This is a genomic window from Actinoplanes aureus, assembly GCF_015704865.1.
In the GTDB taxonomy this organism is placed as follows: Bacteria; Actinomycetota; Actinomycetes; order Mycobacteriales; family Micromonosporaceae; genus Actinoplanes; species Actinoplanes aureus.
This window is the reverse complement of the sequence record NZ_JADQTO010000005.1, coordinates 1-25,005: the sequence shown is the minus strand read 5'-3', so window position 1 is coordinate 25,005 and position 25,005 is coordinate 1. Positions and strand designations below refer to the sequence as shown.

Sequence of the window (25,005 nt, the reverse complement as noted above, 5' to 3'; positions counted from 1 at the left end):
CGGCGCTGTGCCTCTCTGGGGCGCGCGGCCCCCCCCCCCCCCACCCCCGCGCCCCCCCCCCCCGGGCCCCCCCCCGCCGCTCTGCTCACCGCCGTGATCGCGGTCGTCATGCTGCCCTTCTCGGGTACCGACGAGGCGTGGACCGAGTGGTTCTACCTCAACGACGTGACCGTGGCGGTGGTCTACGGGCTGCTCGCGGGCCTGCTGCTGAGCCGCGGCGCCCGGGTGGTCGGCGCGCTCGCCGGGCTGGCCGCGATCGGGTGCGGGCTGGCCGCGATCGGCCAGCGCTATCCGCTGCTGGAGGTCGCGGGCGGCCCGCCCTTCGCCGAGCAGCTGATCGACGTGGTCGGCACCGCCTGGGTGCCGGGCACCCTGGCCCTGATCACCGTGGTGCCGTGGCTGGTCCGTGACGACAGGTTGCCCCGGCACGCCCGGGTCGCCGTCGCCGCCGGCGCCACGGTCAGCGCGGCCATCACCCTGGCCCGGGTGATCCGGCCGGTCAACGGGGTGATCCGGGTCGGCAGCCCGGAGTGGGATGCGTTCGTCGAGGACACCCTGCCGGTGCAGATGGGCGTGGTGGTCCTGCTCGGACTCTGTGCCACCGCCGACGCGTACCTGCGCTGGCGGCGGCTGCCGCCGGAACGCGGGCGCGGGCTGGGCTGGCTGGTGATCGGCTCGGCGCTGATGACACTCTCGTTCGTTCCCCTGGCGCTGCCGCTGGAGGTGGCCAAGCCGATCGCGTACGCGACGGTGACGCCGATCCTGCAGATGGCCGCGCAGGCGTTCTTCCCGGCGGCCACCCTCGCCGTGGTGCTCCGGCAGCGGCTCTGGGGCATCGACGTCGCGGTCAGCCGGGCCCTGCTCTGGTCGCTGCTCACCGCCGGCTCGGTGGCCGCCTACGTCCTGCTCGCGCAGGGTGTGATCGCCCTGGTGCCGCTGCCGGACGGCACGGCCGGCGCGGTCGCGGCCGGGGTGCTGGCGGTGACGGTGTTCCCGGCCCGCACCTGGCTGCGGGACCGGGTGGACCACCTGGTGCGCGGCCCGTCGGCCCGGCCGGGCACGGCGGCCGAGCGGCTGGCACACCGGATCGGCACCGACGCGGCGGGACCGGTCGAGGGCGCGCTCGAGGCGATCCGCGAATCGCTGCGCCTGCACTCGGTGCACCTGGAGATCCCCGGCCCGGCCACCCGGGTTCTCGCAGCGATCGGGGAGCCCGGTGGACCGCCGATGACCGTCGAGCTGACCTACGCCGGGACGCCGGTCGGCCGGCTCACCGTCACCGGGGCGCCCGGGGAACGGCTCGACGCGCGTACCGGAAAGGACCTGGCTGTGCTCGCCGGCCCGGTCGCGGCCGTCGCGCAGCTCGCGGTGCGCACCGAGGAACTGGCCGCGGCCCGGGCCCGGACCACCGCGGTGCGTGTCGAGGAACGGCGTCTGCTGCGCCGGGAACTGCACGACCGGCTCGGGCCCACCCTGGTCGGCGTCGGGCTCACCGTCCGCGGTGCGCGTAATCTGCTCGAGTCCGGTCGTACCGGTGAGGCGGCCGAGATGCTCGATCAGCTGCGCGGCGAGCTGGATCGCAGCGCCGAGGACGTACGCACGCTGGCCCGGGCGTTGCTGCCGCCGTCGCTGGAGCGGCACGGTCTGGGCGTCGCGGTCACCGAACTCGCGGACCGGCTCGGCGGGACCGATCTCGCGGTCACCGCCGAGGTCACCGGCGACACCGGGGATCTGCCGCCGGAACTCGCCGCCGCTCTCTACGGCATCGCGGCGGAAGCCCTGGTCAACGCGCGCCGGCACGCGGGGGCCGCGAGGGCGGCGGTCCGGCTCGCCGTGGACGACGGCAACGTCCGACTGGAGGTCGCCGACGACGGCCGCGGACTGGACAGCGCGGCCGAGCCCGGCATCGGCCTGCGCTCGATGCGGGAACGCGCCGAGGAGCTGGGCGGCACGCTGGCCCTCGCCGCGGCGGTCCCGCAGGGCACGCTCGTGCAGGTGGTGGTCCCGCGATGACACTGCGCGTGGTGATCGTCGACGACCATCCGATGTTCCGGATGGGCGTACGCTCGCTGCTGCTCTCCCTGGACGGCATCGAGGTGGCCGGCGAGGCCGCCGACCTGCCGGCCGCGCTCGAGGTGGTGGCCACGGTCCAGCCGGACGTGGTGCTGATGGACCTGCACCTGGAGGCCGGCGGCTCCGGCGTGGAGGCCACCGCGGCGCTGGTCCGCCGCGACCCGCGGGTGCGCGTGCTGGTGGTGACCATGCTGGACGACGACGATTCGGTCTTCGCCGCGATGCGAGCCGGGGCGCGCGGCTATCTGCTGAAGAACGCGTCACCGGACGAGCTGGAACGCGCCATCCGCGCCGTGGCCAACGGCGACGTGCTCTTCTCCGGCCCGGTCGCCCAGCGAGCGCTGGGCTTCCTGACCGGCGCGCGGACCTCCGGCTCGCCGTTCCCCGAGCTCACCCAGCGCGAACTCGACGTCCTCGACCTGGTGGCGCGCGGCCTGGACAACCTCGCGGTGGCGCGGCGGCTCTCGCTCAGCGACAAGACCGTGCGCAACTACCTCTCCGCGATCCTGGCCAAGCTGCGGGTCGCGGACCGGGCCCAGGCGATCGTGCGCGCCCGCGAGGCCGGCCTCGGCGGAGCATAAGACTCATCGGTACGCACGACGGCTCCTCACCCGTTTCGCCCGCGATCGCGGCCCGCCGTCCCAGCCCCAGCGCGGCCGCCGGGCCCATGCAGACCGCCCCGGAGGGGGGGTGAGCGCAAGCGAACCGCCCCGCGCCCGTCGTGGCGGTGGGGGCGGCAACCGGCTAGCGAAGCGTGGTCGTTTCCGGTGCCCTCGGCATCGACGTGAAAGGGCGCGATGCCGCCGAGCCGGAGGCGAGGCCTTGAACTCAGCTCAGCTTCTTGGACTTGGTGATCGCGGCGGTCAGCGCCTCCAGCAGCGGGGCGGAACCGGCCCACGAGTAGATCGGCACGGCCTGCCACGGGAAGACCTGGTTCGCCTTGACGGCGGGCAGCGCGTTCCAGGCCGGCTTGGCGGTCAGGTCCTTCGGCTGCAGGGTGCCGGTACGCGCGTCCAGGAAGATGATGTCGGCGTGGTACTTGTCGGCGTTCTCCCAGCTCAGCGACTCGTAGTAGTCACCGCCGTCGGTCTTCTCCGGGACGATGATGTCGACGCCGAGCTCCTTGAAGTACATGATGTCCGACGACACCTTCGGGTTCGACACGTAGAAGATGTCGGGCGAACCGGAGCCGGCGAGCACCTTGATGCCGCCGCTGGCCTTGGCGGCCGCGGACAGGTCGGCGGCGGCCTTCTCGAAGCGGGCCTTGGCCTCGGCGACCTTCGGCGCGTTGAGGTCGGCGCCGAGGGACTTGGCGAGCTCGGCGTACCGCTCGATCGGCTTGGTCAGCGGGACCCGGCCGACGGTGATGGTGGCGGTCGGGGCGAGACCGAGGATCTTGTCCTTGCTCTCGTCCGGGATGTACCAGTACGCACCCGGGTCGAACATGTGGGTGATCAGCAGCTCGGGGCTGAGCGCCGCGTACTTCTCGACGGAGAACTCGCCCCAGGCGTTGCCGATGATCTCGACCTTGCTGATGTCCAGGTCGCCGGCCTGGTCCTCGGCGGTGCCGTCGGCCTTCTTGGTCTCGCCGAAGACACCGACGATCTTGTCCTGGAGACCGAGGTCGACGAGCGCGGCGGCGGTGCCGGTGAACGCGACGATCTTGCTCGGGGTCTTGTCGGCCTTCAGGTCCTTCGGCTGGTCGTCGGTGAACGCCCAGGGACCGGCCGCGGCGGCCGAGGAGGTGCCGGCCGACGACCCGCTGTCCTCGTTACCTCCACATGCGCTGAGCAGCGCGCCGAGGGCGGTGGCGCCACCCGCGGCCAGCAGGCCCCGACGGGACAAAGAAAGGTTGGAGTACGACATCGTCATTCTTTCCTAGGGGTACGACCGGTCGTCCGACCGGATGAATGGTTAGGCTAACCTAACGAGCCGAACGCGCGTCAACAGGATGAGCCCAACCGTGACGGGAGCCGCAACTGTCCACCCATGACACCCTGATGGACCAGGGGCTACGCACCACGGCGCCGGTGGAGCCGGCGGTCCGGCGTTCCTCCGTACGGTTGATCGGCTTCCTGATCTCGCTCGCGGTGCTCGCCGCCGTGCTGGTTCTGAGCATCGGGTTCGGTGCCCGCTTCCTCTCCCCCGGCGACGTGTGGGCCGGGCTCACCGACCCGGCGTCGCAGTATTACCGGATCGTGCACGACATGCGCCTGCCGCGGACGCTGCTCGGCCTGATGGTGGGCATGGCCCTCGGCCTGGCCGGCACGATCATGCAGGCGCTCACCCGCAACCCCCTGGCCGACCCCGGCCTGCTCGGCATCAACGCCGGCGCCTCGGCGGGCGTGGCCAGCGCCGCGGTCTTCCTCGGTATCGGCACGTTCTACGGCTACATCTGGTTCGCCCTGCTCGGCGCCGCGGTCGTGACCGCCCTGGTCTACGCGGTCGGCGGCGGCCGCTCGGCCACCCCGGCCCGGCTGGCCCTGGCCGGTGCGGCGCTCAACGCCACGCTGTACTCCTATGTGAGCGCCGCGCTGCTCTCCGACTCGCAGGCCATCGAGAAGGTGCGGTTCTGGACGGCCGGCTCGCTGGCCAGCGCCGACTTCGCCACGGTGGCCCGGCTGCTGCCGTTCTTCGCGGCCGGTCTGCTGATCGCGATCGCGGCCGCCCGCCCCCTCAACGCGCTGTCGCTCGGTGACGACGCGGCCCGTGCCCTCGGCAGCCGGCCCGCGGTGATCCGCACCGCGGTCCTGGTCGCGGTCACCCTGCTCTGCGGCGGCGCCACCGCGGCCTGCGGGCCGATCGTCTTCGTCGGACTGCTGATCCCACACATGGTCCGCCCGATCACCGGCCCCGACCTGCGCTGGATGCTGCCGTACACGGCGGTGCTGGCGCCGGTGCTGCTTCTCGGCGCCGACGTGCTCGGCCGGGTGCTGGGCAGCCCCGGCGAGCTCCAGGTCGGCACGGTCACCGCGGTTCTCGGCGGTCCCCTGTTCCTCTATCTCGTGCGAGCCGCCCGATGACCACCCTGAACGGAACCATCGGCAGCCGGGTCGGTGTCCGCCCCCGCGCGGTGATCGTCGGCATCGTCGCGGTGCTCGGCACGGCCGTGATCAGCGTGCTGACCCTGGGCACCGGCGAGTTCCCGATCCCGCCGGCCGACGTGGTCCGCACCCTGTTCGGGCAGGGCACCCCGGCGCAGGACTTCATCGTCAACGAGCTGCGCCTGCCTCGCATGATCACCGCGATCCTGGTCGGGATGGCTCTGGCGGCCGGCGGCGCGGTCTTCCAGTCCCTGGTCCGCAACCCGCTGGGCAGCCCGGACATCCTGGGCATCACCAACGGGGCGGGCACCGCGGCGCTCACCGTGGTGATCCTGGGCGGCTCCAGCACCCAGCTCTCCCTGGCCGCGGTGGCCGGCGGTCTCGGCGCGGCACTGCTGATCCAGCTCATCGGCGGGCGGCACGGCCTGCACGGCTACCGGTTCATCCTGGTCGGCATCGGGCTGGCCGCCATCTTCACCGGCATCAGCGGCTATCTGCTGACCCGGGGTGTGCAGATGGAGAACGCCCGGGCGATGCTCTGGCTCACCGGCAGCCTCGACGGCCGCGACTGGCAGCAGGCCGGACCGCTGCTCGGGGTTCTGGCCGTCACGCTGCCGATTCTGCTGCTGGCCTGCGGCCCGGGGCTGCGGATCCTGGAGATGGGTGACGACGCGGCGGCTGCTCTGGGCGTGCCGGTACGCGTACTGCGTACCAGCGCGTTGTTCGTCGCCGCGTTGCTGGTGTCGTGCGCCGCGGCTGCGGCCGGGCCCGTCGCCTTCGTCGCGCTGATCGCGCCGCACCTGGCGAAACGACTCACCCGGGCGCCCGGGCCCAACCTGGTGCCCTCGCTCGCCATGGGCGCGCTGCTGCTCGTCGGCGCCGACTGGATCGCCCAGCACGCCGCACGTCCCCTGCCGGTCGGCGTGGTCACCGGCATCGTCGGCGGCGCCTACCTGGTCTGGCTGCTCACCACCGAACGCCGGGCCGGCCGGATCTGATGAAGATGACGAACACAGGAGAGAAGATGAGTCGCCTCAGCGGGACCGGAATGACTCTGGCCTACGACAAGCGGGTCATCGCCGAGGATCTCAGCGTCGACATCCCGGACGGCTCGTTCACCGTGATCATCGGTCCGAACGCGTGCGGCAAGTCCACCCTGCTGCGGGCCCTGTCCCGGCTGCTCAAGCCGACCGCCGGCTCGGTGCTGCTGGACGGCTCCGACGTGCACTCGCTGCCCACCCGGCAGGTGGCCAAGACGCTGGGCCTGCTCCCGCAGTCGTCGACCGCTCCGGACGGCATCACCGTCGCCGAGCTGGTGGCCCGCGGCCGTTACCCGCACCAGAGCCTGATCCGCCGCTGGTCGACCACCGACGAGCAGGTGGTCACCGAGTCGATGGAGGCGACCGGGGTGGCCGACCTGGCCGACCGCAACGTCGACGAGCTCTCCGGCGGCCAGCGCCAGCGGGTCTGGCTGGCCATGGCGCTCGCCCAGCAGACACCGCTGCTGCTGCTCGACGAGCCGACCACGTTCCTGGACATCGCGCACCAGATCGAGGTGCTCGATCTGTGCGCCCAGCTGCACGAGACCCAGGGCCGTACGCTCGTCGCGGTGCTGCACGACCTGAACCACGCCGCCCGGTACGCCACCCACCTGATCGCGATGCGCGAGGGAAAGATCGTCGGCTCCGGACGGCCGGAAGACGTGCTGACGGCCGAGCTGGTCGCCGAGGTGTTCGGCCTGCCCTGCCGGGTGATCGACGACCCGGAGACCGGGACGCCGCTGGTCGTGCCGGCGGCCCGCCGCCGCGCCGAGGTGGCGCACCCCGCACCCGCCGTGCCGGGCTAGCCCGGTCCGAAGACGTCGTTCACCACATACTCGGCGATTGCCAGCGAGGACGTCGCCGCAGGTGAGGGGGCGTTTCGCACGGCGGTGACCGGGCCCAGGCGGTGGATCCGGAAGTCGTCGACCAGGGCGCCGTCACGGTCCAGGGCCTGCGCGCGTACGCCGGCGCCGGCACGCACGACGTCGGCCGCGCCGATCTCCGGCACGTACTGCATGGCCTCGGCCATGTAGCGGCGCTTGGAGAGCGATCCGCGCACCTCTTTGACGCCGGTGCGCCAGTGCTGCCGGGCCATCCGCCAGGTGCCCGGCCAGGCCGCGATGCCGAACAGGTCGCGTACCGAGATGTCGCCGCGGCGGTAACCCTCGCGGGCCAGCCCGAGAACCGCGTTCGGGCCGACCTCGACCATCCCTGTCACCCGGCGGGTGAAATGCACGCCGAGAAACGGATAGCGCGGGTCCGGGACCGGATAGATCATGCCGCGGACCAGGTCCGCCTTCTCCGGCTTGACCCGCATGTACTCGCCCCGGAACGGGATGATCCGCGGTGCGGCGGTGTCGCCGGCCAGACGCGACACCTGGTCGGTCTGTATGCCGGCGCAGACGATCACCTGATCCACGGTCACGCTCTGGTCGCCGGACTCGATCCGGATCGACCCGGTGTTCCTCTTGATCGCGGTGACCGGGAAGTTGACGCGTACCTCTCCCCCGGCGGCCGCGATGTCGGCCGCGAAGGCCCTGGCCACGCCGGGGAAATCGGTGATCGCCGTCTCCGGTGAATGCAAGGCCGCGAGGCCGGCGGCATGCGGCTCGATCTCGCGGATCCCGGCCGGATCGACACGAAGCAGACCGGGTACGCCGTTCTCCCGCGCCCGCTTCTCCAGGGCGTCCAGGCGTCCCATCTCGTCCTCGCGCACCGCGACGACGAGCTTGCCGCACTCGTCGTACGCGATCCCCCGTTCCGCGCAGTACTCCCGCAGCAGCAACCGCCCGCGGGTGCAGAGCTCAGCCTTGAGACTGCCCGGCGTGTAGTAGATGCCGGCGTGCACCACGCCCGAGTTGTGGCCGGTCTGGTGCAGCGCCACCTCGGCTTCCTTCTCCAGCACCACGACCCGGGTGCCCGGCCGGCGCCGGGCCGTCTCCCGGCCGATGGCCAGGCCCACGATGCCGGCCCCGATGATCCCGACGATCTCGTCCGCCATCCTGTCGTTCCTCCCCGCCGATTCACCCACCGAATACCAGCTCGTAGCCGAGTTCCTTCAACACCTCCTCGCATGCCTGCTGGTCCTCGGCGGGGGTGCCGCCGGAGACGCCGAGACCGCCGAGGATCTCGCCGTCCCGCTTGATCGTCACGCCACCCTCGGTGGCCACGATCGGGTGCGAGGCCATCGTGGAGAGCTGGGCGAAGAAGCCCGGGTTGCTCTGCGCCCAGTCGTACAGCATGTTGGTGGGGCGTTCCATGATCGCGGCGCTGTACGCCTTGGCGATCGCGATGCTCGGGGTCAGCGCGCGAGCGCCGTCCGAACGCTTCACCGAGATCAGGTGCCCGCCGTCGTCGACGATCGCGACGCTGAGCGCCTTGCCCAGCTGCTCGCCGCGCCGAAGCGTGCCGGCCAGGATCCGTTCGGCTTCGGCCAGGGTCAGCTTCGTCATGAGAGTGCCTCCCGGATCTTCGCTACCGCGGCGTTCTTCCAGTAGATCAGCGACTCAGACGTACCGCACAACAGCGTCACAGCAGGTGGACAGCAAGCGCCCGCTCAATGGGAACAGCTGAAGAACTCCTGCTGAAGGACTGATCCTTGGACACCTTGCTCGCCGTCGCCGCGGACCTGACCGCGATCGCCCTTCTGACTTTCGGCGTCTACTTCCCCCGCCATCGCCGCCGCGATCTGGTCGCCGCGTTCCTCGGGGTGAACATCGGCGTGCTCGCCGTGGCGCTGGTGCTCGGCAACACCGCGGTCGGGGCGGGCCTCGGGCTCGGCCTGTTCGGCGTCCTGTCGATCATCCGGCTGCGCTCCGACGAGATCGCCCAGCACGAGATCGCGTACTACTTCGCGGCGCTGGCGCTCGGCCTGATCGCCGGGCTCGGCACCCCGGACCTGCTGCACGGCGGGCTGATGCTGCTGGTCGTGGCGGCCCTGTTCGTCGGTGACCACCCGTCGCTGTTCCGGCGGTACCGCAATCAGCAGCTGCGGCTCGACGTGGCGTACACCGACGAGGACGCGCTGCGCGCCCACCTGGAGACGCTGCTCGGCGGGCGGGTGATGGGCCTGGTGGTCAAGCAGGTCGACCTGGTCAACGACAGCACCCTCGTCGACGTCCGCTACATCGCGCCGCCGGGCGGGCAGGTCCGCCGGGAGCCGAGTCCGCGGGTGGAGCGGGTGAGCGTCGGATGAGTCTCGCACCGATCAGCCTGGACGAACTGGTCAGCGAGGCGGCGCTGCTGACCCGGCTGGACCGCAAGTACCTGATCCCCGCCGGGGAGTTGCCGGGCGTGCTGGACGCGATGCCCGGGGACGTCAGGATGCTGGAGATCGAAGGCCGGCGCGGTTTCGCGTACCGATCGGTCTATTTCGACACCGCCGGCCTGGACGCCTACCTGGCGGCCGCGCGCGGCCGCCGCCGGCGCTTCAAGATCCGGATACGCACCTATGTGGACAGCGGCCTGGAGTTCCTGGAGGTCAAGACCCGCGGCGGCCGCGGGATGACGGTCAAGGAACGGATCCCGTACGCCGGGGACGGCGCCCACCTGGGCACGGACGGCCTGGCGCACACCGGCGCGGTCCTCGCCGGCGCCGGCATCCCGGCCGACGGGTACGAGTTCCGCCCGGTCCTGGCCACCCGCTACCGCCGCACCACCCTCTACGTCCCGTCCACCGGCAGCCGGGTCACCGTCGACACCGACCTCGCCTGGACGCTGCCGGACGGTTCCACCGTGCGGATGCCGCACTCGGTGATCGTCGAGACCAAGACCGCACGCGCCGCCTCCGACGTCGACCGGCTGCTCTGGTCGCTCGGGCACCGCCCGTGCCCGATCTCGAAGTACGCGACCGGCCTCGCCGCGCTGCGCCCCGAACTCCCCGCCAACCGGTGGCACCCCGTGCTCCGCCGTCACTTCAACCGCTGAGGAACCCCATGAGACTGCGTAGGAAGTTCGTTGCCGCCGTCAGCTCCGCGGTACTCGCCGCCGCCCTCCTGGGTGGCTGCGCGACCGGCGGCGACCCCGGGGCCACCGCCGCGACCGCCGCCGCGGCCACCGTCGACGCCGCCACTGTGGACGGCACACAGACCGCGGCCGCGGTGCTGGCCGCCAACAAGACCGCGCACACCGCGACCACCGCCGGCACCGCCGACGCCGCCGAGATCACCCTCTCCGGCACCTCGGCCTCGTCCTCCGCGGACGGCGTCACGATCGACGGCTCGACGGTCACCATCAGCGCGGCCGGCACCTACCGGCTCAGCGGCACCCTCACCGACGGCCAGATCGTGGTGAACGCGCCGGACGCCACCGTCACGCTGATCCTCGACGGCGTGGACATCACCAGCTCCACCACCACGGCGATCGCCGCCACCGACGCCGCCGAACTGGTCGTCCAGCTCGCCGACGGGACCACGAACAAACTCGCCGACACCTCGTCGTACGCCGAGGACGCCGACGTCAACGCCGCCCTGTTCAGCGCGGGCGACCTGACGATCACCGGTGGCGGTGCGCTGACCGTGACCGGGAACGGCAACGACGGCATCGCGAGCAAGGACGGCACCCTGGTCCAGTCCGGCACCATCACCGTGCAGGCGGCGGACGACGGGATCCGCGGCAAGGACTACGTCGTGATCAACGGCGGCACCGTCAAGGTCTCCGCCGGCGGCGACGGCGTGAAGGCCGACAACGAGGAGGACGCCGACTCCGGCTACGTGTCCGTGACCGGCGGCACGATGACGATCGACGCCACGGGCGACGGCGTCGACGCGGTGACCGACATCGTCACCACCGGCGGCACGATCACGGTCACCGCCGGCGGCGGGCACACCGTCCAGCCGAGCGACGACGCGAGCGCCAAGGGCCTGGAGTCCGGCGTGATCACCGTCTTGGAAGGCGGCACCACCAGCGTGGACGCCTCCGACGACGCGGTGCACAGCGACGGCGCGGTGCACTTCGCCGGCGCGAAGGTCACGGTGGCCAGCGGCGACGACGGCGTGCACGCGGAGGGCCAGCAGATCGTCGACGGCGGCAGCGTCGAGGTGACCGCGGCCGTCGAGGGCCTGGAGGCGGCCGACTTCGTGCTCAACGACGGCACCGTGCACGTCACCTCCAGCGACGACGGCATCAACGGCGCCGGCGGCGCCGCCACGGGCGAGAGGGCCGGCGGACGCGGCAACGACGTCGGCGACTTCTCGGTCACCGTCAACGGCGGCACCCTGGTGATCGACTCGGAGGGCGACGGTCTGGACTCGAACGGCACCGCGACCATCACCGGCGGCACCGTGGTGGTGAACGGGCCGCAGCGGAACGGCAACGGCGCGCTCGACGTGAACGGCAGCTTCACGATCAGCGGCGGGGTCCTGCTGGCGGCGGGCAGTGCCGGCATGGTGGTCCCCCCGGGCACCGACTCGGCGCAGGGCTGGCTCTCCGCCACGCTGGACAGCGCGGTCACGGCCGGCACCACGGTGCAGATCGTGAACTCGGACGGCGACGTGGTGGCGAGCTACGTTGCCGGCAAGACCGTGCAGAACATCGTCTACTCCTCGCCGGCGGTCAAGTCCGGCCAGCAGTACACCGTTCACACCGGCGGCTCGGCGAGCGGCGACAGCACCGGCGGGCTCACCGCAGGCGGCTCGCTCGGCTCCGCGACGAAGGTCGCGACGGTCACCGCGGGCGAGGCACCGGCAGGCGGCCACGGGCCGCGTTAGGCGCCATCCGGTACGACGGCCCTCCGGTGCCGCGCCGGGGGGCCGTTCGTCGTCGCGGATCAACACTGTGTACCGACATCGCTCGGGTGGGTGACTGTTCTGGTTCGGCCCTGGGTAAGCTGACCTCGACCCCCGGCCGGCGAATCCACTGAGGACCTCGCCGGCGGCTGCACGATCCCTGATCGGGGAGGCCCGGGTGAGCGACGACAACGAGACCGGTGGCGCGACCGTCCGCCGGCTCCAGCTCGGCGCACACCTGCGAGCCCTGCGCCGGGCCGCCGGGCTCACCCGTGACCAGGCCGGCTACCGGATCCGTGGCTCCGAGTCGAAGATCAGCCGGATGGAGCTGGGCCGGGTCAGCTTCAAGGAACGCGACGTCACCGACCTGCTGAAGCTGTACGGGGTGGACGACCCGGTCGAGCACCACCGGGTTCTCACGCTGGCCCGGGAGGCCAACGCGCCGAGCTGGTGGCATGCGTACGCGGACGTGCTCGACACCTGGTTCCAGAACTACCTGGACCTGGAGCAGGCGGCCGAGCTGATCCGCACCTACGAGGTGCAGTTCGTCCCCGGCCTGTTGCAGACCGACGCGTACGCGCGGGCGGTGATCCGGCTCGGGCACGACACCGCCAGTCCCGGCGAGATCGACCGCCGGGCCCGGTTGCGCATGGCCCGCAAGCAGGTGCTGGAGCGGCCGGACGCGCCCCGGCTGTGGGCGGTCCTCGACGAGGCGGTGCTGCGCCGGCCGATCGGCGGCCGCGCGGTGCTGCGCGAGCAGATCGAGTCGCTGATCACCGCCTGTGACTCGCCCAACGTGCGGCTCCAGGTGATGCCGTTCGAGTCCGGCGGGCACGCCGCGGCCGGTGGGGCGTTCAGCATCCTGCGGTTCCCGCACGACAAGCTGCCCGACGTGGTCTACATCGAGCACCTCACCAGCGGTCTCTACCTGGAGAAGCGGGAAGAGGTCGATCACTACGCGGCGGCGATCGGCCGGTTGTTCATCGAGGCCGAGCACCCGAGCCGAACCCCGATCTTCCTGCGCAAGATCCTCGACGAGCTGGGCGACCAGAACTAAGCCGGGCGACGGGCGGGGCACAGAAGCCGCACAAAATCGGCCGGTTCACTTCCCGGCGTGACGAACAATCCTCGCCAGATCAGCCACCGCGGCCTCCTCGCCGGCGTGCTCCTCGTCGTGGTGGACGGGCGCAGCCGGGGGTACAGCCGGGGCGTCACCCTGCCGGAGTTCGCGCAGATCTTCGCCGACCGCGGCGCCGAGACGGCCTACAACCTGGACGGCGGCGGATCGTCGGCGATGATCTTCCGAGGCCTGCTCACGCTGGCCCGCAACCGGGGTAAGGGTTTCGCCCTGAAGGCCGGCTTCGCGCACATCGCGGCCCGCCATCCCGGCCAGGAGGTGGTCTGCGCCGACAGCGACGGGCAGCACCGGCCGGAGGACATCGAGGCGGTGGCCGAGCGCGTCGGCGCGGGCCCGGCGATGGTCCTCGGCGTGCGCCGCTTCACCGGCCGGGTGCCCGCCCGCAGCCGCTTCGGCAACGCGGCGACCAGCCTCTTCTTCCATCTGGCAATCGGGCTGAGGGTCACCGACACGCAGACCGGGCTGCGCGGTTATCCGGCTCGCATGCTGCGCCCGCTGGTCACGGTGCCGGGTGACCGCTTCGAGTACGAGCTGCGGCTGCGGCTGCGCGCCGCACGGGACCGGCTGCCGATCGAGGAGGTCGAGATCGCCACCGTGTACCTCGACGGCAACAAGTCGTCGCACTTGCGGCCGCTGCACGACTCGGCCCGCGTCTACCGGCCGCTGGCCGGTTTCGCGGTGCGGCGGGTGTACGTGTTCGGCCGTCTGCACCTGAGCCGCAACCGAACCGCAGCGAACCGGCACCGGGAGACACTCACTCTGAGTGCATGAGCAGCGCCTCGAGTACCGCCGTCATGACCCGGCGCGTCGCGGCCTGGCACCTCTGCCTGGCCGCCGCCCCCCTCGTCATCGCCGCGTACTACACCCTGGCCCGCCTGGACGTCCTGCCCGGCACCCAGGTGGCGCTTTACGTCAGCGCCAACGCCGCCTTCGGTGTGGCCTGCCTGTTCGCCGCGCGCCGGCATCCGGTGTTGCGCAAGTTCATGCTGCTCATGGCGGGCTCCGCCGCGGTCAGCGTGGCCGCGGACGTCATCTTCTACGTCCAGGCGCTGACGCTCGACGAGGTGCCCTATCCGGGCATCGCCGACGCGTTCTACCTGGCCTCCTACCCGCTCATGGCGATGGGGCTGCTGCTCGTCATCCGCCGCCGTACGCCGGGCTGGGACGGCGCCAGCGCCATCGACGCCGCGATCGTCGCGATCGGCGCCGGCTACCTGGTGTTCGAGTTCATCATCGCCCCGACCTGGACGGGCGGCGGCGGCCACGATCTGGCCGCCTTCGTCTCGCTCGGCTACCCGGTCGGCGACCTGATGCTGATCATGGTGGGTGCCCGCCTCATGCTCGGCGCCGGTCCCCGCTCGGCGTCGCTGCGCATGATCGGCGGCTACCTGGCGCTGGTCCTCGTCGCCGACACGATCTACAGCATCCAGCAGCTCAACGGCACCTACCAGGTGGCCAACTACCTGGACGGGTTCTGGATCGCCTCGGGCTTCCTGCTCGCCGCCGGTGTGCTGCACCCGTCGGCGCCCAAGCTGGTCAGCGACTCCAGTGCCGCCACCCCGGACGCCACCACCGGCCGGCTGGTCGTCCTGGCGCTGGCCGCGATGATCGCACCCACCTCGATGCTGGTCCAGGTCGCCAAGGGCAGCGAGCCGCAGGTGATCGCGGCCGCGGCCGTCTGCAACCTGCTCTTCCTGCTGGTGCTGGTCCGGATGACCGGCCTGGTACGGGCACAGCGGCTGGCCGCCATCACCGACGGGCTGACCGGCCTGCGCAGCCGCCGCTACTTCGAGGAGGCGCTCGGCAACGAGGGCGCCCGCTCCGACCGGTACGGCCAGCCGCTGAGCATGCTGCTGCTCGACATCGACCACTTCAAGAACGTCAACGACACGTACGGCCACAACGGCGGCGACCGGGTCCTGGTCGAGGTGACCCACCGCCTCCAGGAGCTGATCCGCCCCGGTGACGTGGTGGCCCGGTACGGCGGCGAGGAGTTCGCCGTGCTGCTGCCGAACACCGGCCCGCAGCAGGCCTGGGAGATCGCCGAGCGGATCCGCCGCGGCGTGAGCGCGGCCCCGATCGCGGTCGCCGAGCAGCGCCTGTGCCGGGTCACCGTCTCGGTGGGCACCGCCGGCATGCCGGCCGTCGGCTCCACCGACGAGCTGGTGCTCGCCGCCGACCGCGCCCTGTACGCCGCCAAGAACGCCGGCCGCAACCGGGTCGCCACCGCCGACGAGCAGGTTCCGGAGATGCGGGCCGCCTGACCGGTACCGGGTGTCGGCCACGCGGCGGCAGCAGTCACAATCGTCGACATGCGGTTCGGCATCCTGGGCCCGCTCCAGGCGGAGTACCCCGACGGGCGGCCGGTTCCGCTCGGCGGGCCCCGGCTGCGCGCGCTGCTGGCGATGCTGCTGCTCGACGCGGGCCACCCGGTCGGCATCGACCGCCTGATCGACGGCCTCTACGGCGAGCACCCGCCGGCCGGCGCCGGCAACGCGCTGCAGTCGCAGGTCTCCCGGTTGCGGCAGACCCTGCCGGTGGAACTGGACCCGGCCGGTTACCGCCTCGCGGTGGAACCGGACGAGGTGGACGCCCACCGGTTCGCGGCGCTCGCCGCCGAGGGTCGGCAGGCGCTCGCCGCGGACGAGCCGGAGCGGGCCGCGGCGGTGCTCCGCTCGGCCGCCGCCCTCTGGCGGGGTGAGCCCCTGGCGGACGTGCGGGACGCGCCGTTCGCCGCGCCGCACGCCGCCCGCCTGACCGAGCTCCGCCTGACCGCCGCCGAGGATCTGCACGAGGTCCAGTTGCGGCTCTCGGCGCATCCCCCGGCCGCCGGCGGGGACGAGACGCGGCTGCTGCCGGCGCACGCGATCACCGAGCTACGCGAGCTGATCGCCGCGCATCCGCTCCGCGAGCGGCCGCGGGCGTTGCTCATGCGCGCTCTGGTCGCGGCCGGGCGCCCGGCCGAAGCCCTTGCCGCGTACGAGGACGCGCGCCGCACCCTCGCCGAGGAACTGGGCGCCGACCCGTCACCCGAGCTCACCGCCGTGCACACGGCAGTGCTGCGCGGCACCGCCCCACCGCCGGCCCCCGGCGCACCGCGCCCCTCCGCCACCTCGGTCCGGGTGAACCAGCCGGGTCCGTCCGCCACACCGGGCCGGTCCGGGCTGCCGACCCAGCTGACCAGCTTCGTCGGGCGCGAGACCGAGCTCAGCCGGGTCGCCGCCGCGCTGCGCACCGCCCGCCTGGTCACGCTGCACGGCCCGGGCGGCGCCGGCAAGACCCGCCTGGCCGTCGAGTCCGCCGCCCGGCACGACACCGACGTCTGCTTCGTGGAACTCGCGGCGGCCGGCGGCGACCAGGTGCCCCGGGCCGTCCTGAGCGCCCTCGGCCTGCGCGACCTGCGCCTCAACGACAGGCCGGCGGCCGAGCCGCCCACCGCCACCGACCGCCTGCTCGCCGCCCTGGCCGACCGGCGGCTGCTGCTCGTGCTGGACAACTGCGAGCACGTGGTGGAGGCGGCCGCCGCCCTGGCCGGGCGCCTGCTCGCCGCGGCGCCCCGGGTCCGGGTGCTGGCCACCAGCCGGGAACCGCTCGGCATCACCGGCGAGACCCTGGTCCCGGTCTCCGGCCTGCCGGTGCCGCCGGCCGGCGCGGCCGGGGACGACCTCGCGGGCTTCGCCGCCGTCCGCCTCTTCGCCGAGCGCGCCGCCGACGTGTCCCCCGGTTTCGCGGTCACGCCGGAGAACGCGGCGGCGGTCCGCCGGGTCTGCCGGATGCTCGACGGGCTGCCGCTCGCCGTCGAACTCGCCGCGGCCCGGCTGCACGCGCTGCCGGTAGCCGAGGTGGCCGCCCGGCTCGACGACCGGTTCCGGCTGCTGTCGCGCGGCAGCCGTACCGCCGAGTCCCGGCACCGCACGTTGCAGGCCGTGGTCGCCTGGAGCTGGGATCTGCTCACCGAGCCGGAACGGGTCCTCGCCCGCCGGTTCACCGTCTTCGCCGGCAGTGCCGGCCTGGACGCCGTGGAACGGGTCTGCGGCTCCGGAATACCGCCGGCCGCGGCGGGCGGCGCTCCGGAGACCGTCGAGGTTCTCACCAGCCTGGTCGGCAAGTCGCTGATCGAGCGGGACGGCGCCCGCTACCGGATGCTGGCGACGATCCAGGCGTACTGCGCGGACCGCCTCGCCGAGTCCGGCGAGCGGGACCGGATGCGGCGCGCGCACGCGGCGTACTTCCTCGGGCTGGCCCGCACCGCGGACCCGATGCTGCGTACCGCTGAGCAGCTCACCTGGCTGGACCGCCTGGACGCCGACCGGGACAACCTGCACGCCGCGCTGCGCCGGTCGTCGGCCGACGGCGACGCCGGCACGGCGCTGCGCCTGGTCTCCGCGCTCTCCTTCTACTGGTGGCTGCGCGGGCTGCGCGCCGAGGCCACCGGCCTGGCCCGCCAGGTGCTGCGGGAGACCGGCGCGGAGCCGCCGCCGGGTCGCACCGAGGAGTACGCGCTGTGCGTGCTGAACGCCACCCTCGGCGGCACCGAACCGCCCGCCCCCCGCTGGGCGAACTACATGATGACGCTGACCGAGCCGCCGGCCCAGCCGTTCCTGCTCTACCTGTCGGCGATGGCGGTCGGCCCGCCGGACGCCGCTCCCGACGAGGTGGTGGCCCTGAACCGGCGGCTGCGGGCCGGGCTCGGCGGGCAGCCGTGGAGCGACGCGCTCGGCGGGATCGGCGGCGGCTGGATGCTGCTGTTCGCCGGGGCGACCGCCGACGAGGCGGAGGCCGACTTCGTCTCCGCGCTGGCCGGGTTCCGCGAGATCGGCGAGCGGTGGGGCGCCATGCTCGCCCTCTCCGGGGTGGCCGAGATGGCGATCTGGCGGGGCGACCCGGCCGGCGCGATCGAGCCGATGGACGAGGCGCTGCGGCTCGCCGGCGAGCTGGGCTCCAGTGTGGACGTCGCCGACCTGCTGCGCGGCCGCGGCGAGGGCCGGCTGAGCGCCGGTGACCTGGCCGGCGCCGCCGAGGACTTCGTCCGGTCCGCCGAGCTGGCCCGCGAGTGCGGTGCACCGGAGCTGGTCGCGGCCGCGCTGCTCGGGCACGGCGCCGTCGCGCTGAGCCGCGGTGACCTGGCCGAGGCGGCCGGCCGGTGCCAGGCGGCGCTGGACGCCTGCCCGGTCGGCTGGTACGGCGCCGACGGCACCCGGATGGCGATCCTGGTGACCCTGGGACGCATCGCCGAGGCGACGGGCGACGCGGCGTCCGCCGCCGCACGCTACCGGCAGGTGTTCACCGTCCGCGCCGGGATGCTCGGCTTCCAGGTGATGGCGGAGGCGATCGACCGGCTGGCCGCACTGGCCCTGGCCGACGGCGACGCCGAGCAGGCCGCCACGCTGCTGGGTACCGTGCTGGCCCTGCGCCTGCGCCCGGAAGCGGAGGCGACCGAACTGGCCGCCCAGGTCGCCGGAACCGCCCGGGCGAAACTCGGCCCGGACCGGTACGCCGCCGCGGCGGCCCGTGGCAGCGGCCTGCGCACCACCGAGGCCTACCGGCTCCTGCAGCCCTGACCGGCGTCATCGGCCGCGGTGCGGGGGCGGTCAGCGCGCGGTGCGTGGACGGTCAGCGGGCCGGACCAGGCTGCTGGCATGACGACGACATCCGCGGTCGTGGCCGAGGGGCTGCGCAAACGCTACCGGGGCGGGAACGGCACCACCGCCCTCGACGAATTCCACCTGCGAGCGCCCGCCGGTACGGTCTACGGCCTGCTCGGCCCGAACGGCGCCGGGAAGACCACCGCCGTCCGGATCCTGTCCACCCTGCTCAGCTTCGACGCCGGCCGGGCGGAGGTGGCCGGCGCCGACGTCGCCCGCAGGCCCGACCTGGTCCGCGACCGGATCGCCGTGACCGGCCAGTACGCGGCGGTCGACGAGGTGCTCAGCGGCCGGCAGAACCTGGTCCTGTTCGGACGCCTGCACCAGCTGGGCGGCCGGCAGGCCAAGAGCCGCGCCGGCGAGCTGCTCGACCGCTTCGACCTCAGCGACGCGGCCGACCGGTCGGTGAATCAGTACTCGGGTGGCATGCGCCGCCGGCTGGACCTGGCCGCGAGCCTGATCCGCAGCCCGCAGGTGCTCTTCCTCGACGAGCCGACCACCGGCCTGGACCCGCGCAGCCGCAACCAGGTGTGGGACGCCGTCCGGGAGCTGGTCGCCGGCGGGACCACCGTGCTGCTCACCACCCAGTACCTGGAGGAGGCCGACCAGCTCGCCGGCCGGATCGCGGTGGTCGACGCCGGCCGGGTGGTGGCCGAGGGCACCCCCGAGGAGCTGAAGACGGCGATCGGCGCGGACCGGCTGGAGCTGGTGGTCCGGGACGCCGAGCGGCTCGACGGCGTGGCGGCGCTCGTCGCCCGGATCACCGGCGCGACGCCGGACGTGGACCGGGATCACCGGCGGGTGCGCGTACCGGTGGCCGACCGGATGGCCGCGCTCACCGCGGTGGTGCGGGCGTTGCAGGAGACCGGGATCGCCGTCGTGGACGTCGGCATTCACCGCCCCACCCTGGACGAGGCGTTCCTGCAGCTCACCGGCCACCCGGCCGAGAAGGAGGCATCCCGATGACCATCGTGACCGAGGCGGCGGCGCCGCGCACCACCGAGTCAGCGACCGCCCGCCGGGGCCGCGCGTTCGCGGACGGCCGGGTGATGGCCGGCCGGTATCTGCGCCATGTGATCCGTTCGCCGGAAGAGCTGGTCATCTACTTCAGTCTGCCGATCATGTTCGTGCTGGTCTTCGGGTACGTGTTCGGCAGCGGCATGCAGGTACCCGGCGGGGGCGGCTACCGGGAGTTCCTGCTGCCCGGCGTCTTCGTGATGACCATGCTGTACGGCATCGGCGCGACCGCCACCGCGATCGCCACCGACGTGGGCCGCGGCGTGGTGGACCGGTTCCGGTCGATGCCGGTCGCCCGGTCCGCGCTGATGACCGGCCGGGCGGCGGCCGACCTGGTACGCGCCGTGCTGGAGACCACCGCCCTGGTGCTCTGCGGGCTGCTGGTCGGCTGGGACTGGCACCGCGGCATCGGCAACATGCTGGCCGCGATCGGGCTGCTCCTGCTGCTGCGGCTGGCGCTGAGCTGGGTCGGCATGGTCCTCGGCCTGGTCGCACCGAACCCGGACACGGTCGCGATGATCGTGTTCCCGCTCGCCTTCCCGTTGAGCGCGGTGTCCAACGTCTTCGTCGCGCCGGAGCTGATGCCGGGCTGGCTGGGCACGATCGCCGCGTGGAACCCGCTCTCGGCGACCACCTCGGCGATCCGCGAGCTGTTCGGCAATCCGGGCCTGACCGGTGACTCCTGGCCGGCCGAGCACGCGCTGCTGCTCGCGGTGGCCTGGCCGGTGCTGCTCATCGCGATCTGCGCGCCGGTGGCCGTCCGGATGTACCGCAAGCTCGGCCGCTGACCAGACAAAAATGTCGAAACCTGCATCAAACGCTTGTTTCCCTGCAAAGATCAACTAACACGATCGGCAGCGGGGGTTGGCAGTGCGGGACGACGAGACCGGCGGGCCGGTCATCACGAGGCTTCAGACCACCCTTCCCGGGGCCCGCCGGACCGAGTTCCCGCCCCGGCCCTCGCTGGCCTACACGTTCCTGCTGGTGCCGGCCGGCACCGGCGGGTCACAGCGGCTGCCGCTCGAACTGGTCCGCCGGGACATCGCCGGCGACCACCCCGGCCTGCCGCTGATGTTGCGGATCCGGGTCCTGGACGCGCTGAACGGCGACCCGGTGACCCGCGCGGTCGTCGACATCCGGCACTGCGCCCCGGACGGCGAGACCGTCCTGCGCGGCGCGCAGACCACCGACCCGCAGGGGTACGCCGAGTTCCGTACCGTCCACCCCGGGTGGCTCCCCGGCCAGGCCGTGCACCTGCGGGCCGAGGTCCACCTCGGTGGCTATCTGGCCGGTGGACGGTCGATCGCGCACACCGGCCGCCTGTACTTCCCGGAGACACTCACCGCGCAGGTCGCGGGCCTGCCGCCGTACCGGGACCTCGGGGTCGCCCGGACCGCCAACGACGACGACCCGGAGCTCACCGGCGGCGGGATGCTGAACGTGGTCCCCCGCGACCGGTACGACCTCACCTGCGGCCTGCTCGCCGGTATCACCGCCGGGATCGCCACCACGGCCGGCTGACCGCACGGCTCAGGTAACGCGGCGGGCGGCCGATCTCCCCCTCGTGCGTATCCGACGACCCGCGACGGCACCCTCCGCCGGCCCGCTGCTGGCGGCGGCGATCGAATGGCTGCACCGGATGCCGGCGGCCCGCCTGACCGCCACCGCCCTGGCCCTGCTCAGCCTCATCGCGGTCGCCGACTGGGCCACCGGGCGTACCGTGTCGATGGCGGTCGGCTATCTCCTGCCGGTGTTCCTGGCGGCGGCCGCCGGCGGCCGGTCCAGCACCACCGTCGCCGCGATCTCGGCACTCACCTGGAGCGGCGTCGAGTACGGCACGCAGCTCGACCCGTACCCGAACGAGCTGATCCCGGTGTGGAACCTGGTGTCCCGCTTCGCCGTCCTGTGGCCGGTCGGCGCCCTCGTCAGCCACCAGGCGCTGCGTCTCGCCGAGGAACAGGACCTCTCCCGTACCGACCTGCTGACCGGCCTGCCGAACGCCCGCGCGTTCCGGGAGGCGGCCGAGGAGGAGATCGAGCGGATGCGGCAGACCGGCCGGCCGCTGACCGCCGCGTACGTCGACGTGGACGGGTTCAAGGCGGTCAACGACACCCACGGCCACGCCACCGGCGACGCGGTGCTGGCCGCGGTGGGCCGGGTGCTGCGCCGGAGCCTGGGTTCGGATGCCCGGGTGGCCCGGCTCGGCGGCGACGAGTTCGCCGTCCTGCTGCCCGGCAGCACCCGCGAGGACAGCCTCGAAGTGCTGCGTGAGCTGCACGACCGCCTGCTCGACGGCACCGCGGCGTGGCAGCCCCGGGTGGGTTTCAGCGTCGGCGCGGTCACCTTCACCGAGCCGCCCCGATCAGCGGCCGACCTGGTCGAACACGCGGACCGCGTGATGTACGACGCGAAGCGCCACCACCGCAACACGGTCCGCGCCGAGACCGCCGAACTGGCCGCCTGAGAGGGACCGCCGGGGAGGGGCCGCAGCGCGGGACGACTCCGGGCATCACGATCGGCCCGCGCCACGACACACTCCGGTACTCCCCGGACGGCCCGGGCGGTTCACCGGGTGCGGCGCGATTCTCACCAGCCGCACAAACGGCACTACCCCCGCAGGTAGGCGAGCACCGCCCGGACCCGCCGGTGGTCGTCCGCGTCCGGCGGCAGGTCGAGCTTGGCGAGCAGGCTGCCGATGTGCTTGGCCACGGCGGCCTCGGTGACCACCAGTTCGCGGGCGATCGCCGCGTTCGAGCGGCCCTCCGCCATCAGACCCAGCACCTCCCGCTCCCGGGCGGTGAGCCGGTGCAGCGGGTCACGCCGCCGGCTGAGCAACTGCCGGACCACCTCTGGGTCGACCACGGTCCGGCCGGCCGCCACCGCGGTGAGCGCGTCGACGAACTCGGTGACCTCGCCGATCCGGTCCTTCAGCAGGTAGCCGACGCCGGCGGCGCGGCCGGAGTCGAGGAGTTCCGCGGCGTACGTCTGCTCCACGTACTGGCTGAGCACCAGCACCGGCAGGTCCGGGTCGGCGGCGCGCAACTCGATCGCCGCCTGCAGGCCCTCGTCGCTGAAGCCCGGCGGCATCCGCACGTCGGTGACCACGATGTCCGGCCGGTGCTCGGCGACCGCCGCGCGCAGCGCGGAGGCATCGCCGACCGCGGCCACCACCTCGTGCCCGAAGTGCCGCAGCATCCCGGCCACGCCCTCCCGCACGATCAGCCCGTCCTCGGCGATCACCACCCGCAGGCCTGCGCTCAACGTTCCGCTTCCTCGACCGGCACCGGGATCTCCACGCGCACGAGCGTAGGCCCTCCGACCGGGCTGGACAGAGTCACCGTGCCGTCCAGGACGGCGACCCGGTCGGCGAGCCCGACCAGCCCGGAACCGCCGGCCGGATCGGCACCGCCGTGACCGTCGTCGCTGACGTCCAGGACCAGGCGGCCGCCGGTCACCCAGGCCCGGATCGCGGCCCGGTGTGCGCCGCTGTGCTTCGCCACGTTGGTGAGGGCCTCGGCGACCACGAAGTACGCGGTGACCTCCACCGCGGACGGCAGCCGCCCGGGCAGCCGGACGTTCAGGTCGACCGGCAGCGGCGCCACCGAGGCCGCCTGACCGATCGCCGCGGCGAGTCCCCGGTCGGTGAGCACCTGCGGATGCACCCCGCGGATCAGCTCCCGCAGCTCGGTGAGGGCCTGTTTGGCGAGCTCGTGCGCGGCCGCCACGGAGTTCGCGGCGGGCGTGCCGGCCGGCAGTTCGAGGCGGGCCAGGCCGAGCTGCATGCTGAGCGCGACCAGGCGCTGCTGCGCGCCGTCGTGCAGGTCGCGTTCGATGCGGCGGCGTTCCACCTCGAAGGCGTCGACCAGCCGGGCCCGGGAGCGGGTGACCTCGACGAGGCGGGCGTCGGTATCGTCGGTGCGCGGCGCCAGGATGGCGCGGGCCATGGCGGCGCGGGCGCCGGCCCACGCGGTGATCGGGTACGCCAGAATCACCGTCAACGGAATCCCGGCCAGCGTGAGCAGCAGCGTGTTCGACAACGGCTCGTCGCTGATGAAGTACGGCGCGCCGATCATGACCAGCACGATGTACCCGGCGCCGCCGATCACCAGGGCGTCCATCCAGCAGAGCACGCCCGCCGACACCATGGCGTAGCCGAGCTCGCGCCAGGTCGCCTGCTCCCGCAGCCGCAGGTTGAGCCAGGCGCGCAGCCCGGCCCGAGGCGGCGGCTGGTGCGGGTCGGGCAATTCGTCGAGGTCGACCAGGCGCAGGCGGCGCCGCTCGACGCGGGCCACCACGATGCCGGAGAGCACGGTCGCCACATAACCCGCGAACCCCACCACGAGCACCGAGAGAACCGTGCCGGCGAGCACCAGCGCGATCACCGCGAGGATGGTGGCCGCGCCGAGCAGGGCCCCACCGGCCAGGTAGGCGAGGGACCGCCATGGCCACGCGGACCGCAGGAACACGGTCGGCCGCAGGGTGAGCGCCTCCAGCGCGGTACGGACGGCCATGCCCGGCACGCTACCGGCATCGTCTCCGCGCGTCGGTAGTGCTGGATATACCAATCGAGGGGTGTCGGCCACGTGCGGGAAGGCAACTGAATCGCGCGCTGACCTGCACTGGAGCCTGTCATCGATCGTCATCGTTTTACGCTGTTTTCTGGGCTGCATTGTGCCCATGCTGTGTCCGATGATCTTTACCAAGGGAGAGACCGAAGGCTTCCCGTCGCGCGGGCTCTGCCCGGTCTGATTGCCTTCGGCGCGTGGCGGGAAGGCTTCCCCGAGCGCCCGCCGGAGGCCGCAGTTGCTCCTCGGCTGGCCGCAGGCCGCCCCCGGCAGGGCCACCGGAGGCAGGCGCCTGACCCGATCGCTGCGCCGCTAGAATCGTGCCGTCGCCTCAAACGGTGCTGCGGAGCGCCCCAGACCGTAGGGTCGTACCGGCAGGCGGAAGAGACGGTGCAGGTGGCAGCCGTACGCGAGATGCACGATCGGCATCCTGGATAAGACCCTGCCGGATCCGTTGACGGCTGAAGCCCCGGACGTTCTCGCGCGAGAACGTCTGGGGCTTCGTCGTGTTTGGCTGAGCTTCCGTCAGCGCGGCCGGGGCCGGCGCGGAGCCGAAGGCGGCAGCGCCGCGCCCCGAAGCCGCGCCTTGAAGACGTATAGAAAATCCTCACCGGGTTGACTGCGTCAAGATGTCGGGTCTCAGGACCTGCGTGACAGATCGGTATCAGGACGTGCGTGACACTCCGCCGAGTGTTGGTGGAGATCAGCGTGACCGAACAGCGGTATCAAGCAGTCCTGGACGTGCGGGCCGGGTCGA

General features: G+C 73.0%; 21 protein-coding genes. 16 read left to right on the top strand and 5 right to left on the bottom strand.

The genetic code is table 11. The features are described 5' to 3' along the window. Positions 1-93: 93 nt before the first annotated feature. On the top strand, positions 94-2,013 hold the full coding sequence (locus I4J89_RS51455) for a sensor histidine kinase (protein WP_196413924.1): 1,920 nt from the start codon (positions 94-96) through the stop codon (positions 2,011-2,013). Continuing rightward, positions 2,010-2,654, top strand: coding sequence for a response regulator transcription factor (locus tag I4J89_RS11600; protein ID WP_196413923.1), 645 nt, complete (start codon positions 2,010-2,012; stop codon positions 2,652-2,654). The genes I4J89_RS51455 and I4J89_RS11600 overlap by 4 nt, the downstream gene beginning before the upstream one ends. Before the next feature lie 247 nt (positions 2,655-2,901). On the opposite strand, the gene I4J89_RS11595 is transcribed toward I4J89_RS11600, so the two are convergent. After that, entirely contained in the window at positions 2,902-3,945 is a 1,044-nt protein-coding gene (locus tag I4J89_RS11595) for an ABC transporter substrate-binding protein (RefSeq protein ID WP_373688122.1), read from the bottom strand. Positions 3,946-4,073: 128 nt separating this feature from the next. Here I4J89_RS11595 and I4J89_RS11590 point away from each other — a divergent pair, with 128 nt between their 5' ends. The 3 genes from I4J89_RS11590 to I4J89_RS11580 are packed head-to-tail and all read left to right on the top strand — an operon-like array spanning position 4,074 to position 6,963. Continuing rightward, complete coding sequence (locus tag I4J89_RS11590) at positions 4,074-5,096, top strand: FecCD family ABC transporter permease (RefSeq protein WP_230858808.1); 1,023 nt, start codon at positions 4,074-4,076, stop codon at positions 5,094-5,096. Beyond that, complete coding sequence (locus I4J89_RS11585; protein WP_196413921.1) at positions 5,093-6,115, top strand: FecCD family ABC transporter permease; 1,023 nt, start codon at positions 5,093-5,095, stop codon at positions 6,113-6,115. The genes I4J89_RS11590 and I4J89_RS11585 overlap by 4 nt, the downstream gene beginning before the upstream one ends. A 26-nt stretch (positions 6,116-6,141) precedes the next feature. Further along, on the top strand, positions 6,142-6,963 hold the full coding sequence (locus I4J89_RS11580; protein WP_196413920.1) for an ABC transporter ATP-binding protein: 822 nt from the start codon (positions 6,142-6,144) through the stop codon (positions 6,961-6,963). Here I4J89_RS11580 and lhgD read toward each other — a convergent pair. After that, positions 6,960-8,159 carry an L-2-hydroxyglutarate dehydrogenase gene (gene lhgD, locus I4J89_RS11575; protein WP_196413919.1) on the bottom strand — a complete coding sequence of 400 codons (1,200 nt, stop codon included), beginning with the start codon at positions 8,157-8,159 and terminating at the stop codon, positions 6,960-6,962. The two genes, I4J89_RS11580 and lhgD, sit on opposite strands and share 4 nt — an antisense overlap. 22 nt (positions 8,160-8,181) lie before the next feature. Next, positions 8,182-8,610, bottom strand: a complete 429-nt coding sequence (locus tag I4J89_RS11570; RefSeq protein ID WP_196413918.1) for a GlcG/HbpS family heme-binding protein — start codon at positions 8,608-8,610, stop codon at positions 8,182-8,184. 146 nt (positions 8,611-8,756) lie between these two features. Here I4J89_RS11570 and I4J89_RS11565 point away from each other — a divergent pair, with 146 nt between their 5' ends. The 11 genes from I4J89_RS11565 to I4J89_RS11515 all read left to right on the top strand — a co-directional run bounded on the left by I4J89_RS11565 (position 8,757) and on the right by I4J89_RS11515 (position 22,147). After that, complete coding sequence (locus tag I4J89_RS11565) at positions 8,757-9,353, top strand: DUF4956 domain-containing protein (RefSeq protein WP_196413917.1); 597 nt, start codon at positions 8,757-8,759, stop codon at positions 9,351-9,353. Next, a complete protein-coding gene (locus tag I4J89_RS11560; protein WP_196413916.1) occupies positions 9,350-10,084 on the top strand; it encodes a polyphosphate polymerase domain-containing protein in 735 nt (244 codons plus the stop codon). The genes I4J89_RS11565 and I4J89_RS11560 overlap by 4 nt, the downstream gene beginning before the upstream one ends. 8 nt (positions 10,085-10,092) lie before the next feature. Beyond that, a complete protein-coding gene (locus I4J89_RS11555) occupies positions 10,093-11,865 on the top strand; it encodes a carbohydrate-binding domain-containing protein (protein WP_196413915.1) in 1,773 nt (590 codons plus the stop codon). 196 nt (positions 11,866-12,061) lie between these two features. Next, complete coding sequence (locus tag I4J89_RS11550) at positions 12,062-12,940, top strand: Sco1979 family transcriptional regulator (protein WP_196413914.1); 879 nt, start codon at positions 12,062-12,064, stop codon at positions 12,938-12,940. Positions 12,941-12,997: 57 nt separating this feature from the next. Beyond that, entirely contained in the window at positions 12,998-13,792 is a 795-nt protein-coding gene (locus I4J89_RS11545; protein ID WP_196413913.1) for a glycosyltransferase family 2 protein, read from the top strand. Further along, positions 13,789-15,285: a GGDEF domain-containing protein gene (locus tag I4J89_RS11540; RefSeq protein WP_196413912.1), complete on the top strand. Its 1,497-nt coding sequence runs from the start codon at positions 13,789-13,791 to the stop codon at positions 15,283-15,285. Before I4J89_RS11545 ends, I4J89_RS11540 begins: the two co-directional genes overlap by 4 nt. Positions 15,286-15,333: 48 nt before the next feature. Next, complete coding sequence (locus tag I4J89_RS11535; RefSeq protein WP_196413911.1) at positions 15,334-18,582, top strand: AfsR/SARP family transcriptional regulator; 3,249 nt, start codon at positions 15,334-15,336, stop codon at positions 18,580-18,582. A gap of 78 nt (positions 18,583-18,660) precedes the next feature. Further along, positions 18,661-19,632: an ATP-binding cassette domain-containing protein gene (locus I4J89_RS11530; RefSeq protein WP_196413910.1), complete on the top strand. Its 972-nt coding sequence runs from the start codon at positions 18,661-18,663 to the stop codon at positions 19,630-19,632. 83 nt (positions 19,633-19,715) lie between these two features. Next, positions 19,716-20,471, top strand: a complete 756-nt coding sequence (locus I4J89_RS11525) for an ABC transporter permease (RefSeq protein ID WP_196414336.1) — start codon at positions 19,716-19,718, stop codon at positions 20,469-20,471. A gap of 82 nt (positions 20,472-20,553) precedes the next feature. Further along, positions 20,554-21,204: a peptidase associated/transthyretin-like domain-containing protein gene (locus I4J89_RS11520; protein ID WP_196413909.1), complete on the top strand. Its 651-nt coding sequence runs from the start codon at positions 20,554-20,556 to the stop codon at positions 21,202-21,204. Between the two features lie 43 nt (positions 21,205-21,247). Then, positions 21,248-22,147: a GGDEF domain-containing protein gene (locus I4J89_RS11515; protein ID WP_196413908.1), complete on the top strand. Its 900-nt coding sequence runs from the start codon at positions 21,248-21,250 to the stop codon at positions 22,145-22,147. 143 nt (positions 22,148-22,290) lie between these two features. Here I4J89_RS11515 and I4J89_RS11510 read toward each other — a convergent pair whose 3' ends face one another. Then, positions 22,291-22,944, bottom strand: coding sequence for a response regulator (locus I4J89_RS11510; protein ID WP_196413907.1), 654 nt, complete (start codon positions 22,942-22,944; stop codon positions 22,291-22,293). Then, complete coding sequence (locus tag I4J89_RS11505; RefSeq protein WP_196413906.1) at positions 22,941-24,194, bottom strand: sensor histidine kinase; 1,254 nt, start codon at positions 24,192-24,194, stop codon at positions 22,941-22,943. Before I4J89_RS11505 ends, I4J89_RS11510 begins: the two co-directional genes overlap by 4 nt. Positions 24,195-25,005 lie beyond the last annotated feature (811 nt).

Excerpts from the sequence above, each read along its gene's own strand:
- I4J89_RS11600 (WP_196413923.1), top strand. The coding sequence starts at position 2,010 with ATGACACTGCGCGTGGTGATCGTCGACGACCATCCGATGTTCCGGATG.
- I4J89_RS11595 (WP_373688122.1), bottom strand. The coding sequence starts at position 3,945 with ATGACGATGTCGTACTCCAACCTTTCTTTGTCCCGTCGGGGCCTGCTG.
- I4J89_RS11590 (WP_230858808.1), top strand. The coding sequence starts at position 4,074 with ATGGACCAGGGGCTACGCACCACGGCGCCGGTGGAGCCGGCGGTCCGG.
- I4J89_RS11585 (WP_196413921.1), top strand. The coding sequence starts at position 5,093 with ATGACCACCCTGAACGGAACCATCGGCAGCCGGGTCGGTGTCCGCCCC.
- I4J89_RS11580 (WP_196413920.1), top strand. The coding sequence starts at position 6,142 with ATGAGTCGCCTCAGCGGGACCGGAATGACTCTGGCCTACGACAAGCGG.
- lhgD (WP_196413919.1), bottom strand. The coding sequence starts at position 8,159 with ATGGCGGACGAGATCGTCGGGATCATCGGGGCCGGCATCGTGGGCCTG.
- I4J89_RS11570 (WP_196413918.1), bottom strand. The coding sequence starts at position 8,610 with ATGACGAAGCTGACCCTGGCCGAAGCCGAACGGATCCTGGCCGGCACG.
- I4J89_RS11560 (WP_196413916.1), top strand. The coding sequence starts at position 9,350 with ATGAGTCTCGCACCGATCAGCCTGGACGAACTGGTCAGCGAGGCGGCG.
- I4J89_RS11555 (WP_196413915.1), top strand. The coding sequence starts at position 10,093 with ATGAGACTGCGTAGGAAGTTCGTTGCCGCCGTCAGCTCCGCGGTACTC.
- I4J89_RS11540 (WP_196413912.1), top strand. The coding sequence starts at position 13,789 with ATGAGCAGCGCCTCGAGTACCGCCGTCATGACCCGGCGCGTCGCGGCC.
- I4J89_RS11535 (WP_196413911.1), top strand. The coding sequence starts at position 15,334 with ATGCGGTTCGGCATCCTGGGCCCGCTCCAGGCGGAGTACCCCGACGGG.
- I4J89_RS11530 (WP_196413910.1), top strand. The coding sequence starts at position 18,661 with ATGACGACGACATCCGCGGTCGTGGCCGAGGGGCTGCGCAAACGCTAC.
- I4J89_RS11525 (WP_196414336.1), top strand. The coding sequence starts at position 19,716 with ATGGCCGGCCGGTATCTGCGCCATGTGATCCGTTCGCCGGAAGAGCTG.
- I4J89_RS11505 (WP_196413906.1), bottom strand. The coding sequence starts at position 24,194 with ATGGCCGTCCGTACCGCGCTGGAGGCGCTCACCCTGCGGCCGACCGTG.